Origin of the sequence: Streptomyces sp. NPDC127190 (assembly GCF_042672505.1) — a bacterium.
Lineage (GTDB): Bacteria > Actinomycetota > Actinomycetes > Streptomycetales > Streptomycetaceae > Streptomyces.
The window spans coordinates 398789-413191 of the sequence record NZ_JBHXVE010000002.1 but is presented as its reverse complement, the minus strand read 5'-3'; the positions used below and the strand labels follow the sequence as shown (position 1 = coordinate 413191).

The window sequence follows — 14403 nt, the reverse complement described above, 5'->3', positions numbered from 1 at the left end:
GCCGCCCTCCCCGGGGGTGGGCTCGCCCCGCCCCCCCCGGGGGGCGCGGGCGGGGGGGGGGGGGCCCCCCCGGTGGGGGGGGCCCCCCCCCGCCGTTGTCCGCGAGTGGGGCCGGTGGGCCGGGTCAGTCCGCGACGCCGTGCCGGTGCGCGGCCCCGACGATGGCCTCGACCACGTCCACGGCGCTGCCGTCGTGGTCGCTGCCCGCGGTGCCGCTGCCGGTCTGGACGTTGGCCGCACGGTCCACTTCCAGCCAGGAGTCGGCGTGCGAGTTGTCGATCACGGTGATCAGACTGTCGGATGCGGCCACGGGACCGGCGCCGGCGCCGAGGAGCGCGGCGGCCACGGCGGTCGCCACCCCGAGCCGGGGCAGGGCGCCGGTCACACGCCCACACCCTCGGGGATGAGCCGCTCGCGGGCGATGTTGCGCTCCAGCAGGCTGGTGGACGCCCGCACGCCGACCCCGCTCGCCGGGTCGACCTCCGGCAGCCGCCCGTCGGCCTCCTTGAGGGACGAGAGCGCGGAGTCCATCGCCTGGTGCGCGGCGAACAGGCACGGGGTGCTGTAGATCGCGACGTCGACGCCGAGTTCGGACAGCTCGCCCAGGGACAGCCGGGGCGACTTGCCGCCGGCGATCTGGTTGAACAGCAGCGGCTTGCTGCCGACCACCTCACGGATGCGCTTGATCCACTCGACGCTGCGCACACCGTCGACCAGGACGACGTCCGCGTCGGTGGCGGCCAGCCGCTCCGCGCGGTGCAGGATGTCCCGCTCGTCGGTGGCGTCGGTACGGGCGACCACGACGAGATCACGGCGGGTCTCCAGCACCTGATGCAGCTTCTCCAGGTACTCCTCGAGCGGCAGCACCTGCTTGCCGTCGGCGTGACCGCAGCGGCGCGGCCGCTTCTGGTCCTCGAGGATCACGCCGGACGCACCGATGCGCTCCAGCCCCTCGACGACATGACAGGCGACCTCCGGGTCGACGTACCCGTCGTCGATGTCGACCAGCAGGTGGTGGTGCGGGAACGCGCCCCGCAGCCGCTGGACGAAGGCCACCATGTCGGGCCAGGCGATGAATCCGATGTCCGGCAGGCCGTAGTACGAGGCGGCGAAACCGAAGCCCGAGACGAACATGCCGTCGTAGTGCTTGGCCGCGATCGACGCCGAGTACATGTCGTACACGCCGATCAGCGGGGTGGTCCCGGGCCCGGCGATCCGGTCGCGCAGCTTCTTCCCGTAAGTCAAGGTCCGGCTCCTTTTGTGGGTGGGTGACGCGGAGCGGGGGCCCCGCCGCGTCTCGACGCCCTTTACCAAGCCAAGAGCATCTCTAGATACTCATGTGACCTTCTACTGAGACAAGCTTTACTCACCTGAATGGTGGAACGCTTTCACCGCAGAAACGTCACTCGGCGAGCTGCGCGACCATCTGGTCGGGCTCCGGGGCCGCAGCTGTCTGGAGATCCTCGGCCCGGACCCGGACCAGCCCGCACCCCGGCCGTTCGGTGTCGACCGGCTGACCGGGCCGCGCACGCTCACCTGGGCCATCAGCCCGCCGGACCTCGACGCGGCGATCGAAGCGGCCCGCGCGCGCGGCTACGACCCCGGCCCCGCCCGGCCGATGAGCCGCCGCACCCCGGACGGCACCGTGCTGCGCCGGCGGCTCACCGACGGCGCCGCGGGCCACCCGTCGGGTCTGGTGCCGTTCCTCATCGACTGGGGCGGCTCCCGTCATCCCGCTGCCTCCGGCCTGCCGGTCACCCCGCCGTTGGAGGTCACGGCCACCCTGCCCGCCCCGGAGGAGGTGCACGGCCCGCTCGCGGCCCTCGGCACCGGACTGTCGCTCACCCCGGGCCCGGCCGGACTCTCCTTCACCCTGGACACACCCAACGGACCGGTCACCTTCCGCTGACCCCGGGGCCCGGCCGCCCTTCGACCTGTGCTGACGTCGGTCCGCCGCGCCGGAGGGGACACCGAAGAGCTGAATGCCGTGGCGGGTACGGAAGCGGCGGGCGTAGGCGAAGCTGGCCAGTGCCGTCAGGGCGAGCAGCAGCAGGGACTGGGCCCGGACGAGCAGCGGCACCGTGTCGGTGGGCAGGGTGAGGGCGGCGAGCGTGCCGAGGCCGCCGTCGAGCAGTTGCTCGGTGCCCCACAGCAGGGTGAGGACCCGCAGCCCCCGGCGGAACTCCGCGGAGTCCTGCCAGAACCCTGCCCGCGCCAGGGCCGCCGGTTCCCGGTGCAGTCTCTGTCCCAGCTGGAAGGCCAGCGGTCGCCGGGTGAGTCCGGTGCCGAGGACCCAGGCGCCCACCACCAGGGACAGCGCCGCGTCCTTGCACAGGAGGAGCCGGGTGCCCCCGCCCAGCAGGGACGCCAGCGCGGCGGCAGCCAGCAGCACGGTGAAGAACAGGTCCACGCCGTCCACCCGGCGCCGGCGCACCGCACCGGACAGCAGGCGCAGAGCCGGAGGCGCGCCGCTCAGCAGCAGCGCCGGTGCCTGGCCGGCGCCGAGGGACCGGGCCGCGTAGTAGACGAGGAGCGGCAGCAGGATGTCGACCGCGAGCGAGAGCAGGGGGCCGCGGGCCGCCCCGCCCGGTTTCCCCCGCGCACGCGGCCGGTGTGACCGCGCCGCGTCATCCGGCGCGTGCCCCATCGCCACATCCGCCGTGCTGTCCGGTGGACGGCCCGCCGTCCTGTCCGGAGCACGGCCCGTCGTGGTGTCCAGCGTGCGGCCCGTCGTGCTGTCCGCAACGCGGCCTGTCCTGTCGTCCGTCCTGCTGCCCGTGGGGTGCGCCATGGGTCCTCCTCGCTCCGCAGCGGATTCCCTGCCGGGCGGTGCCGGCCTGGGAAAACGCTAGGCGCGGGGCGGGGTCCGGCGGATCGGAGCAGGGGTGGAGAGCCGGGTGGAAAACAGGTGGAGGCCAAGGTCCGCGATCTCCGTCCGGCACTCCACCCCACGGTGGAGCGCTCCCCGGGGACCAGAAGTCGGACCACGGGTCGGGCCAGGAGTCGGACCTACCTCTGCGGGCCCGCCGTATCCCCGTTCCCCCCGTTCCCCCCGTTGCCTCCGTTCACCCCGTTCACGCCGTTCACGCCGTTCACCCCGTTCACCCCGTTGCCCACATGCCCCTTGTGGACGTGCTGGCTCTTCACATGCGTGCGCAGGCGGGACGTCACGTCCTCCGGCGGCAGGAAGCGGGACCAGCGCTCGGGGAACTCCGACGGCATGTCGGGGTCGTCCGGGTCGTCGGGATCGTCGGAGTCGCTCTCCCGGGCCGCCGCGGCGCGGGCGACGTACTCGGCGACCTGGGCCTCGCGCATCCGCTCGTTGGCCGCGCGGGCGGTGGCCGTGGCGGCGGCCGGCCACACCCGGTCGATGGCGGCGTTGACGGCCGCTCCGACCAGCACGGCGAAGGCGGCTACGCCGATCCACAGCAGGACGGCGACGGACGCGGCGAGGGAGCCGTAGATGGTGGCGCCCTCGATGGTGTTCGTGAGGTAGATCCGCAGCAGGAAGCTGCCGAGGACCCACATGGCGAGAGCGACGAGGGCACCGGGGACGTCCTCGATCCACGGTGAGCGGACCGGCACGGACACGTGGTACAGCGTGGTCAGGAAGACGATGGACAGGACGATGACCACCGGCCAGTACAGGACCTGGACCACCGTCGCCGACCAGGGCACCACCCGCACCACCGCGTCCGGCCCGGCCACCATCAGCGGCAGCGCGACCGAGCCGATCAGCAGCGCCACGATGAACAGCAGGAAGGCCATGATCCGGGTCTTGACGATGCCCCGGACGCCGTCGAGGCCGTACATGACCGTGATGGTGTCGATGAAGACGTTGACCGCGCGGGAGCCGGACCACAGGGCGAAGAGGAAGCCGATGGAGATGACGTCGGGCCGGCCGCCCCTCATCACGTCGTGCAGGATCGGCTGGGTGATCTCCTTGACGCCCTTGTCCGACAGGACCGTCCGCGAGGCCTCGAGGATGTTGGTCTCGAGACTGCGGATGGTGTGGGCGCCGGTCCAGGTGTCGACGTACGCGAGCAGCCCGATGAGGCAGAGCAGCAGCGGCGGCACCGACAGCAGCGTGAAGAACGCGGCCTCGGCCGCCAGGCCCAGGATGCGGTACTCCATGCAGGAGTTGACGGTGTCCTTCAGCAGCAGCCAGGCGGTCCTGCGCTTGGATACGTTCCGGTACAGGGCTCTGGCCCGGTGGAGCCGCCCGGGCGGTCGCTGGGGGGTGTCACTTGCTGGCTGCACGACCCAAAGGTATCCGCAGCGACGCGCCCGGCTCACCTTGCGGGGCAGGTGGACGGGATCCGCGGGGGGGGGGGGGGGGCGGCGCCCCCCCCCCCCCCCGCCCGCGGCGCTGTGCCACTCTGGAAGCCGACGGCAGGCCGGTACCAGACGGTCACCAGGCCGCCATAAGCCGTCATGAGCCGTCATCAAGCGGCCCTAGGTCATCATCGGTACCGTCCCGGGTAGGTTCGCAGTCATGGCAGGCACCTCCACCCACACCGTGACGAACCAGCCGCCGCCGCTGGTCGGGTACGACCTCTTCACCGCCGACCGGGCCCTTTCCGAGGCGGTCGAGCGGCACACCGATCCCGCCGTGCTGGACGAGGTGCGCGCGGAGCTGTCCGCGCTGGGCCGCGCCTCGGGATCGGCGCAGGTGCAGGAGTGGGGGGCACAGGCGAACGAGAACCCGCCCCGGCTGGCCACCCATGACCGGTACGGCCACCGGATCGACGAGGTCGAGTTCCACCCGGCCTGGCACCGGCTGCTCGGCAAGGGCGTCTCGGCGGGCCTCACGGGCGCCTGGAGCCGGCCGGCGGGGCATGTGCGGCGGGCGGCCGGATTCCTGATCTGGACGCAGGTCGAGGCGGGCAACTGCTGTCCGCTGTCGATGACCCACGCGGCCGTGCCCGCGCTGCGCACCGATCCCGAGCTGGCCGCCGTCTGGGAGCCCCGGCTGTCCTCCACGATCTACGACCGGGAGCTGCGGCCCGCCGACCGGAAGGCCGGCGCCCTGATGGGCATGGGCATGACGGAGAAACAGGGCGGCAGCGACGTACGGGCGAACACCACCGAGGCCCGCCCGCTCGCCGAGGCCGGTACCTACACCCTCACCGGGCACAAGTGGTTCTGCTCGGCGCCGATGTCCGACGCCTTCCTGGTGCTGGCGCAGGCCCCGGACGGCCTGACCTGCTTCCTGGTGCCCCGGGTCCTCCCCGACGGCACCCGGAACGTCTTCCGGATCCAGCGGCTGAAGGACAAGCTCGGCAACCGGTCCAACGCCTCCGCCGAGATCGAGTTCGACGGCACGTGGGCGCGCCGGGTGGGCGAGGAGGGGCGCGGGGTGCGCACCATCATCGGGATGGTCGCGGCGACCCGGCTGGACTGCGCGCTCGGTTCGGCGGGCCTGATGCGGCAGGCGGTGGCGCAGGCGATCCACCACTGCACCTACCGGGAGGCGTTCGGCGGGCGGCTGGCCGACAAGCCGCTGATGCGCAACGTCCTCGCAGATCTCGCGCTGGAGTCGGAGGCGGCGACCGCGCTCGCGCTGCGGCTGGCGGCGGCGTACGACGACGGCGGCGAGCAGGAGCGCGCCTTTCTGCGGCTGGCGGTGCCGGCCGCCAAGTACTGGATCACCAAGCGCTGTGCGCCGGTGGCGGTCGAGGCCGCCGAGTGCCTGGGCGGCAACGGCTACGTCGAGGACTCCGGCCTGCCCCGGCTGGTACGGGAGTCGCCACTGAACTCGGTCTGGGAGGGCGCGGGGAACGTCCAGGCGCTGGACGTGCTGCGGGCGCTGCAACGGGAGCCGGGTGCGCTGGACGCGTGCCTCACCGAGATCGGCCGGGCCCATGGTGCCGACCACCGTCTGGACCGGGCGGTGAAGGACCTGTTCACCGAACTCGCCGACCTGGACGGCATCGAGGGCCGCGCCCGCCGTCTGGTGGAGCGGCTGGCGGTGGTCCTCCAGGGCTCGCTGCTGGTCCGGCACGCCCCGCCGGAGGTCGCCGACGCGTTCTGCGCGTCACGCCTGGGCGGCGACCACGGGGCGTCCTTCGGCACGTTGCCGGCAGGCCTGGACCTGGCCTCGGTGGTGGAGCGGGCACGGCCGGTCTGATCCGGCCGGGGGCCACGGGGAGCCGCCCGGCCGGCCCGGGTGCTCCGGCGCACGCCGGCGGCGCGCGCGGGGCGCTGCCGCCGTGCGGCGGCCGGACTCCCGGCGGGGGTGGTGCTGCGCCGACACGGCACCACCCCCGCTCAGGGTCAAGTCTCGGCCGATCCCGTACGGTTCACCAGGGTTGCAGGGGGTTGCAACTTGTTGGCGCACATGCGCGGAGTCTGTGCCTCCGGCCTGCCCCTGACGGCAGTATGTGAGGCACAGCCGGACCGGAAACCGCCGCCCGGACGGCTTGACAAATGTGTTCGATGCCCTTTCCGGGAGGACCCCTGTGGTGAACCCGCCGATGAACGTGGCGCGTCTGGCCGCCGTGGACGCGGCGCAGGCGGCGCGGGTGCTGTGCGAGGTGCGCGAGGCGACGCTCGCCGGTCGACGTGCACGGATCGCGCCGCGGCCGGTGATCGAGCAGTCCTGGGGGCGGATGCTGCGGCGCGGCGTCGACCCCGATCGCGACTGCCGGTCCGGGCTGCTGCCCTCGGACGAGGTGCTGCGCCGGCGGGCGGAGTCACCGCTGCGCCATGTGCTGCCGGTGCTGCGGGAGGGACTGCTTTCGGTCGTCGACGTGGCCCAGCACATCATGGTGGTCGCGGACGCCGAGGGCCGGGTGCTGTGGCGGGAGGGGGCCGCTCCGGTGCTGCGCAAGGCCGACGGCCTGGGTTTCGAACTCGGCGCGGACTGGCGGGAAGACGTCGTCGGCACCAACGGGGTGGGCACCCCGGCGGTCGTACGGCAGCCGGTCCAGGTCTTCGCCGGTGAGCACTTCGTCCGTTCGCAGCTCTCCTGGACCTGTACGGGTGCCCCGATCAGCGATCCCAGGGACGGCCGGCTGCTCGGGGTGGTGGATGTCAGCGGCCCGCTGGAGACCATGCATCCGGCGACGCTCGCCTGGGTGGACACGGTGGCCAAGCTGGCCGAGGCGCGGCTGCGGGAGTTGCATCTGGCCTCGCTGGAGCGGCTGCGGGCGGTGGCGGCGCCGGTCCTGGCCCGGCTGGACGGGCGGGCGCTGGTGGTGGACCGGGACGGCTGGGCGGCGGCGGTGACGGGCATGCCGTACGTCCGGCGGGTGACGCTGCCCAAGTCGCCGGCGCCGGGGCGCCGGTGGCTGCCCGGGCTCGGCTCGTGCGCGGTGGAGCCGCTGGCCGGGGGCTGGTTGCTGCGGGCGGAGGAGGAGCCGCGCGGAGCCTCGGCCACCCGGATCGTGGTGGACCTCGCCCGGCCGGACCGCTGTGCGCTGACGGTCTCCGCCACGGCGGGTTCCTGGTCGCGGGAACTGAGCCCGCGGCACGCGGAGTTGCTGTTCCTGCTCGCCGAGCACCGGGCCGGGCGGGGCGCCGCGGCGCTCGCCGAGGACCTGTTCGGGGATCCCGCCCGCACGGTGACGGTACGGGCCGAGATGTCGCGGATCCGGCGGTATCTCGGGGAACTGCTGTGCCATCGGCCGTATCGATTCTGCGAGACCGCGGAGGTCGAGGTGGTGCTCCCGGCCGACCCGCGTGACCTGCTGCCCCGCTCGACGGCGCCGGCGGTGGCGCGGCGCCGCACGGCCCTGAGGCCCGCCGAGCCCGCCCGCAGCCCCGAGGCCCCCTGAGTCCGTCCGCCCGGTGTCTACGGGGTGTCTACGGGCCAACTGCGGGGTCTTCACCCGGCGCGACCCGTCACTGCCGTAGCATCGCTGTGCGGTCTCCCCACCCGCTTCTCGGTTCAACCTACGGACCGGAAGACGCAGTTGGTGACGGAGGGCCGTGCGGAGGGCCTGGAAGAGGGGTCGGGATGATGCATCGCGGCAGACACCGCCGGCGCAGACGGGGCGCGGCCCTGCGCGCGGTCCTGACCGGGGCCGCGCTGGCGCTCACCGCCGCCGCCACCCTGATCAGCACGTCCCAGGCCCAGGTCGCCGAGAACCCCGGCGCGCTCAGGCCGCTGACCGCCCCGGCGGACACCGCCCCGCTGCGGCTGCGGGAACAGCTGGTCCCGCAGCGCACGCTGGACGGGCTCGCCGCGGGGATGGGGCGCCCGGTCGGGGTGGACGCCGTACTGCGCAGCGCGGACCTCCGGATGCGCGAGTCCGCCGACTGCTCCACCGCCGACCGCACCTCGTTGCCCGTCGCACCGGCCACCGACCACGCCTACTGCTGGGACCCGGCCGACACCGGTTCCACCGCGTGGCGGCCGGCCTCGGTGACCACCTCAGGCGACGCCGACGACGACGGGGTCTGGGGCACCCACCGGGTCGTCCTCAGCGGCTGGACCCGCGGCGCCGCGGACGGCCCGGCCGCCGGGCAGGGCCTCGCCCGCGTCGCCTTCGTGAACGCCGACGACCCCGCCCGCCTCGCCTACCGGTGGGTGCTGCTGGTGGTGCCGGTCGACGGCGGCCGCGACTACCGGGGACTGGCCTCGGGGATCTCCGGGATGGTCTGGTACCAGGACAAGCTGCTGGTCACCACCACGGCCGGCAGCGCCGACGCGCTCTATGTCTACGACGTCGACCGCATCGAGCGCACCACGGTCGACGGGTCCGCGATCGGCCGGGTGCCCGGGGGCTGGTCCGCCGACGGCTACCGGTATGTGATGCCGGCGGTCGGCTCGTACCGCTTCTCGGCCGGCCGCTGCGCCTCCTCCGGCGCACCCTGCCCCGGCGCGCTCGCCGTCGACCGCGGCACGGTCCCGGACAGCCTGGTCGCCGCGGAGCGCACCGATCCCGGGGACGGGCACAGCCGACTGTGGCGGTACGCGTTCAGCACCGCGCCCGGGCGGGGCGGACTGCTCGCCGCGGACGCCCGGGGCCGGGTGGAGGCGGTGGAGGCGTACCGGACCCGGGCCACCGGGATCCGGGGGGTGCTGTCGTACCGGCAGGCCGGGGCGGAGGTCTCGTCCTGGTATGTGGGACACCTGCCCGATTACCGGGACGGGCACGGCGGGCTGTGGCGGCAGGACGTCGGCGGTGCGAAGGCGGCGCGCTGCGGCGCGGACGCCTCGCACCGCTGCTGGGCCGCGTCCGCGGGCTCCCTGTCCTACTGGCAGGAGACCGGCGAGGTCTGGTCCCTGTCGGACCGCATGCTGTTCTGCCTGCCGCTCGCCGCACTCGACCGCACGGTGCAATGACGCGTCCGGCCGGCAGCCCCCGCACGTGACCCAGGGCCTCTCTTTCGGATCTTGCCGACGAAAGAAAGGCCCTCGTCGATCGACAGATCCGGTGCCGGGATGGTTCCCTGGCTCGCATGAGCAGCGTGCCCGTCACCACCTGGTCCCTGGAGCAGACCTCCCCGGCCGACCTCCTGCCCGCCGCCGTGCCCGACGGCGACGTCCGGATCGTGCGCGCCGAGGTGCCCTCCCCCGAGCTGAGCCGCTTCCTGTACGCCTCGGTGGGCGGCGACCTCCGGTGGACCGACCGGCTCCCCTGGACCCATGCGCGGTGGCGGGAGCACCTGGAGCGACCCGGGGTGGAGACATGGGTGGCGTACGAGCGCGGCACCCCGGCGGGCTATGTCGAGCTGGACCCGCAGGACGAGGGCGTGGTGGAGATCGTCTACTTCGGGCTGCTCCCGGCCTTCCGCGGTCGCGGCATCGGCGGTCATCTGCTGTCGTACGGCACGGCCCGCGCCTGGGACCTGGCCGAGCGCTGGCAGGAGCGTCCGCCGACCAAGCGGGTGTGGCTGCACACGTGCAGCCTGGACGGCGAGTTCGCGATGGCCAACTACCAGCGCCGCGGTTTCACCCTGTTCGACACGAAGGTGGAGCTTGAGCCGGATGTGCCCACCCCGGGACCGTGGCCCGGCGCATACCCTGCCTGACCTGCCGGGACAAGCCTTCGCACGGCACATGTGAGCGACGACACTCTCGTCTCGCGGTACGAGACAGAGACGTCCGCATGATGGACAAAGCTGGACTGTGTCCAGATCGCCATGACACGCTTCCGTCATGTCTGGAACTGGAATTGCCTTGGTGAGTCGGCGGCACGTCGACCTCGGCCGCATGTCCAGCGCCATCTGTCCGGCGAGCTGATCCCACCAGCACCGCCGACTTCCCCGTAGCTGATTCCGCCTGCGCAATGATGCGCAACCATGCCCGCGTGCGCTCGAATGCGCAGGTCAGAGCCGATTCCTCCGGTCCCGAAGGACGTACAACCATGGCCGCCAGCCCACAGAACCCCGCCGCCTCCGCGCCCCGCCGCAAGGTGAGCCGTCACCGCGGTGAGGGCCAGTGGGCGGTGGGCCACTTCACCCCGCTCAACGGCAACGAGCAGGTCAAGAAGGACGACGACGGTCTCAATGTGCGGACACGCATTGAGACGATCTACTCCAAGCGCGGCTTCGACTCCATCGACCCGAGCGACCTGCGCGGCCGGATGCGCTGGTGGGGTCTGTACACCCAGCGCAAGCCCGGGATCGACGGCGGCAAGACCGCGGTGCTGGAGCCGGAGGAGCTGGACGACCGCTACTTCATGCTGCGGGTGCGCATCGACGGCGGTGCCCTCACCACCCGTCAGCTGCGCGTCATCGGCGAGATCTCGCAGGAGTTCGCGCGCGGCACCGCCGACATCACGGACCGGCAGAACGTCCAGTACCACTGGATCCGGATCGAGGACGTGCCCGAGATCTGGAACCGGCTGGAGGGCGTGGGCCTGTCCACGGTCACGGCCTGCGGTGACACCCCGCGTGTGATGATCGGTTCGCCGGTGGCGGGCATCGCCGAGGACGAGATCATCGACGGCACGCCGGCGCTGGAGGAGATGAAGCGCCGCGTCCTGAACAACAAGGCCTACTCCAACCTCCCCCGGAAGTTCAAGACGGCCATCTCGGGCTCGCCGGTGCTGGACGTGGTGCACGAGATCAACGACGTGGCCTTCGTCGGTGTACGCCACCCCGAGCACGGCCCCGGCTTCGACGTCTGGGTCGGCGGCGGTCTGTCCACCAACCCCAAGCTGGGCGTGCGGCTCGGCGCCTGGGTGCCGATCGACGAGGTACCGGACGTCTACGAGGGCGTCATCTCGATCTTCCGTGACTACGGCTACCGCCGGCTGCGCAACCGGGCCCGGCTGAAGTTCCTCGTCGCCGACTGGGGCGCGGAGAAGTTCCGCCAGGTGCTGGAGGACGAGTACCTGGGCGGGCGCAAGCTGATCGACGGGCCCGCCCCCGAGCAGCCGGTGCAGCAGTGGCGCGACCACATCGGTGTGCACCGGCAGAAGGACGGCCGGTTCTACGTCGGGTTCGCCCCGCGCGTCGGCCGGGTGGACGGTGCCACGCTGACGAAGGTCGCCGACCTCGCCGAGGCGCACGGCTCCGGGCGGGTGCGCACCACCGTCGAGCAGAAGATGATCATCCTCGATGTCGAGGAGGACCAGGTCGACTCCCTCATGGAGGGCCTGGAGGCGCTGGACCTCACCGCCCGGCCGTCCTCCTTCCGGCGCGGCACAATGGCCTGCACCGGCATCGAGTTCTGCAAGCTCGCCATCGTCGAGACCAAGCAGCGCGGTTCGACGCTCATCGACGAGCTGGAGCGCCGGCTGCCGGACTTCGCCGAGCCGATCACCATCAACCTCAACGGCTGCCCGAACGCCTGCGCCCGTATCCAGGTCGCGGACATCGGCCTCAAGGGCCAGCTGGTCCTCGACGACCAGGGCCGGCAGGTCGAGGGCTACCAGGTCCACCTGGGCGGCGCCCTCGGTCTGGAGGCGGGCTTCGGCCGCAAGGTGCGCGGTCTGAAGGTCACCGCGGAGGAACTGCCCGACTACGTCGAGCGGGTGCTGCGGCGCTTCCAGGCCGAGCGCGAGGACGGCGAGCGGTTCGCCACCTGGGCGGCCCGCGCTTCCGAGGAGGCCCTGTCGTGAGCGAGCGGGCCGCGCCTTTCTACTGCCCCTACTGCGGCGACGAGGACCTGCGTCCGGGTGAGCAGGGGCACGGCGCCTGGGAGTGCGGGGCGTGCAACCGCGCATTCCAGCTGAAGTTCCTCGGACTGCTCGCCCGGGGGCTCCAGCGGGCCGACAACGGAGGGGACGACCGGATATGACGACGGCCCGGCAGGACCGTACGACCGAGGAACTGAAGGCGCTCGCCGAGCAGGCGGGCCGGGACCTGGAGGACGCCTCCGCCCTGGAGATCCTCCAGTGGGCGGTGGACACCTTCGGCGCGAAGTTCTGCGTCACCTCCTCCATGGAGGACGCCGTGGTCGCCCATCTCGCCTCGCGGGTGCGCAAGGGCGTGGACGTCGTCTTCCTGGGCACCGGCTACCACTTCCCGGAGACCATCGGCACCCGGGACGCCGTCGAGGCCGTGATGGACGTCAACGTCATCACCCTGACGCCGCGCCAGACGGTCGCCGAGCAGGACGCGGAGTACGGCCCCCGGCTGCACGACCGCGACCCCGACCTGTGCTGCAAGCTGCGCAAGGTGCAGCCCCTGGAGGCGGGCCTCACGGGGTACGACGCCTGGGCGACCGGACTGCGCCGCGACGAGTCCCCGACCCGGGCGAACACCCCGGTGGTCGGCTGGGACGAGAAGCGGCAGAAGGTCAAGATCTCCCCGATCGCCCGGTGGACCCAGGACGACGTCGACGCCTACGTCGCCGAACACGGCGTCCTCACCAATCCGTTGCTGATGGACGGCTACGCCTCCGTCGGCTGCGCCCCCTGCACCCGCAGGGTCCTCGAGGGCGAGGACGCGCGGGCCGGCCGCTGGGCCGGGCGGGCCAAGACCGAGTGCGGGCTGCACGGATGACGCATCATCAGACCTCTTTGGAGAACGACGTGAACACCGGAGCCACCGTCTGGCTCACGGGTCTGCCGAGCGCCGGCAAGACCACCATCGCGTACGAGCTGGCCGCCCGGCTGCGCACCGAGGGCCACCGCGTCGAGGTGCTCGACGGCGACGAGATCCGCGAGTTCATCTCGGCGGGCCTCGGCTTTTCCCGCGAGGACCGGCACACCAACGTGCAGCGCATCGGCTTCGTCGCCGAGCTGCTCGCCCGCAACGGCGTCAAGGCGCTGGTGCCGGTGATCGCGCCCTACGCCGACAGCCGGGACGCGGTGCGCACCCGGCACGCGGACAACGGGACGCCGTACCTGGAGATCCATGTGGCGACCCCGGTCGAGGTGTGCTCGGTGCGGGACGTCAAGGGGCTGTACGCCAAGCAGGCCGCCGGCGAGCTGACCGGGCTCACCGGGGTCGACGACCCGTACGAGCAGCCCGAGAAGCCCGACCTGCGGATCGAATCGCAGAACCAGACCGTGCAGGAGTCCGCGGCGTCCGTGTACGCCCTGCTCAGCGAGAGGGGACTGGCATGACGACCGTGGCCACGGCCGAGAGCGGCACGAACAGCCCGTACGCCCTGTCGCACCTGGACGCGTTGGAGTCCGAGGCGGTGCACATCTTCCGCGAGGTGGCGGGCGAGTTCGAGAACCCGGTGATCCTGTTCTCCGGTGGCAAGGACTCCATCGTCATGCTGCACCTGGCGCTGAAGGCGTTCGCCCCGGCCGCCGTTCCCTTCTCGCTGCTGCATGTGGACACGGGACACAACTTCCCGGAGGTCCTTGAGTACCGGGACCGTGTGGTCGACGCACATGGGCTGCGGCTCCATGTGGCCTCCGTACAGGACTACATCGACCGGGGTGTGCTCAAGGAGCGTCCCGACGGCACCCGTAACCCGCTCCAGACCCTGCCGCTCACGGAGAAGATCCAGAGCGAGAAGTTCGACGCCGTCTTCGGCGGCGGCCGCCGGGACGAGGAGAAGGCCCGCGCCAAGGAGCGGGTGTTCTCGCTGCGTGACGAGTTCTCCCAGTGGGACCCGCGCAGGCAGCGGCCCGAGCTGTGGAACCTGTACAACGGCCGGCACGCGCCCGGTGAGCACGTCCGGGTGTTCCCGCTGTCCAACTGGACCGAGCTGGACGTCTGGCAGTACATCGCGCGCGAGGGCATCGAGCTGCCGCAGATCTACTTCGCGCACGAGCGCGAGGTGTTCCGGCGCGGCGGGATGTGGCTGACGGCGGGCGAGTGGGGCGGCCCGAAGGACGGCGAGACCGTGGAGAAGCGGCTCGTGCGGTACCGGACCGTCGGTGACATGTCCTGCACCGGTGCCGTCGACTCCGACGCCACCACGCTGGACGCCGTGATCGCCGAGATCGCCGCCTCCCGGCTCACCGAGCGGGGCGCGACCCGGGCCGACGACAAGCTGTCCGAGGCCGCGATGGAAGACCGCAAGCGCGAGGGGTACTTCTAAGC

13 protein-coding genes and 2 pseudogenes are annotated in these 14403 nt (G+C 72.5%); 11 read left to right on the top strand and 4 right to left on the bottom strand.

All coding sequences use genetic code 11. The features are described 5' to 3' along the window. Positions 1-124 precede the first annotated feature (124 nt). Together ACFVIU_RS05105 and ACFVIU_RS05100 are read right to left on the bottom strand one after the other, a co-directional pair. Entirely contained in the window at positions 125-385 is a 261-nt protein-coding gene (locus ACFVIU_RS05105) for a hypothetical protein (protein WP_385840698.1), read from the bottom strand. Further along, the gene (locus ACFVIU_RS05100; protein WP_385840697.1) at positions 382-1245 is read right to left on the bottom strand and encodes an oxaloacetate decarboxylase; all 864 of its coding nucleotides are present in this window, start codon (positions 1243-1245) and stop codon (positions 382-384) included. The genes ACFVIU_RS05105 and ACFVIU_RS05100 overlap by 4 nt, the downstream gene beginning before the upstream one ends. A 172-nt stretch (positions 1246-1417) precedes the next feature. Here ACFVIU_RS05100 and ACFVIU_RS05095 point away from each other — a divergent pair. After that, positions 1418-1909 (top strand): annotated as a pseudogene (locus tag ACFVIU_RS05095) (VOC family protein); the annotation flags it as partial. A 120-nt stretch (positions 1910-2029) separates the two neighbouring features. Here ACFVIU_RS05095 and ACFVIU_RS05090 read toward each other — a convergent pair. After that, a pseudogene (locus ACFVIU_RS05090) lies at positions 2030-2647 on the bottom strand (VC0807 family protein); the annotation flags it as partial. 362 nt (positions 2648-3009) lie between these two features. After that, positions 3010-4260 (bottom strand): YihY/virulence factor BrkB family protein, encoded by a 1251-nt coding sequence (locus tag ACFVIU_RS05085; RefSeq protein ID WP_385840695.1) that lies wholly within the window; start codon positions 4258-4260, stop codon positions 3010-3012. Between the two features lie 235 nt (positions 4261-4495). On the opposite strand from ACFVIU_RS05085, the gene ACFVIU_RS05080 reads away from it, so the two are divergent. From ACFVIU_RS05080 to cysD, 10 genes are all read left to right on the top strand, one after another. Continuing rightward, a complete protein-coding gene (locus ACFVIU_RS05080) occupies positions 4496-6130 on the top strand; it encodes an acyl-CoA dehydrogenase family protein (protein WP_385840693.1) in 1635 nt (544 codons plus the stop codon). Positions 6131-6476: 346 nt separating this feature from the next. Next, on the top strand, positions 6477-7778 hold the full coding sequence (locus tag ACFVIU_RS05075; protein WP_385840692.1) for a GAF domain-containing protein: 1302 nt from the start codon (positions 6477-6479) through the stop codon (positions 7776-7778). A gap of 182 nt (positions 7779-7960) precedes the next feature. Beyond that, a complete protein-coding gene (locus tag ACFVIU_RS05070; protein WP_385840691.1) occupies positions 7961-9292 on the top strand; it encodes a hypothetical protein in 1332 nt (443 codons plus the stop codon). Positions 9293-9408: 116 nt separating this feature from the next. After that, positions 9409-9981: a GNAT family N-acetyltransferase gene (locus ACFVIU_RS05065; protein ID WP_385840690.1), complete on the top strand. Its 573-nt coding sequence runs from the start codon at positions 9409-9411 to the stop codon at positions 9979-9981. 127 nt (positions 9982-10108) lie between these two features. After that, positions 10109-10192 (top strand): putative leader peptide, encoded by an 84-nt coding sequence (locus ACFVIU_RS05060; RefSeq protein ID WP_309486338.1) that lies wholly within the window; start codon positions 10109-10111, stop codon positions 10190-10192. Between the two features lie 124 nt (positions 10193-10316). Then, complete coding sequence (locus ACFVIU_RS05055; protein WP_385840689.1) at positions 10317-12017, top strand: nitrite/sulfite reductase; 1701 nt, start codon at positions 10317-10319, stop codon at positions 12015-12017. Next, positions 12014-12196 carry a hypothetical protein gene (locus ACFVIU_RS05050; RefSeq protein WP_385840688.1) on the top strand — a complete coding sequence of 61 codons (183 nt, stop codon included), beginning with the start codon at positions 12014-12016 and terminating at the stop codon, positions 12194-12196. The genes ACFVIU_RS05055 and ACFVIU_RS05050 overlap by 4 nt, the downstream gene beginning before the upstream one ends. Continuing rightward, positions 12193-12903, top strand: coding sequence for a phosphoadenylyl-sulfate reductase (locus ACFVIU_RS05045; protein ID WP_385840687.1), 711 nt, complete (start codon positions 12193-12195; stop codon positions 12901-12903). The genes ACFVIU_RS05050 and ACFVIU_RS05045 overlap by 4 nt, the downstream gene beginning before the upstream one ends. Before the next feature lie 29 nt (positions 12904-12932). Further along, positions 12933-13469: an adenylyl-sulfate kinase gene (gene cysC / locus ACFVIU_RS05040; protein ID WP_385840686.1), complete on the top strand. Its 537-nt coding sequence runs from the start codon at positions 12933-12935 to the stop codon at positions 13467-13469. After that, a complete protein-coding gene (gene cysD / locus ACFVIU_RS05035) occupies positions 13466-14401 on the top strand; it encodes a sulfate adenylyltransferase subunit CysD (RefSeq protein WP_385840685.1) in 936 nt (311 codons plus the stop codon). The genes cysC and cysD overlap by 4 nt, the downstream gene beginning before the upstream one ends. The last annotated feature ends 2 nt before the right edge of the window (positions 14402-14403 follow it).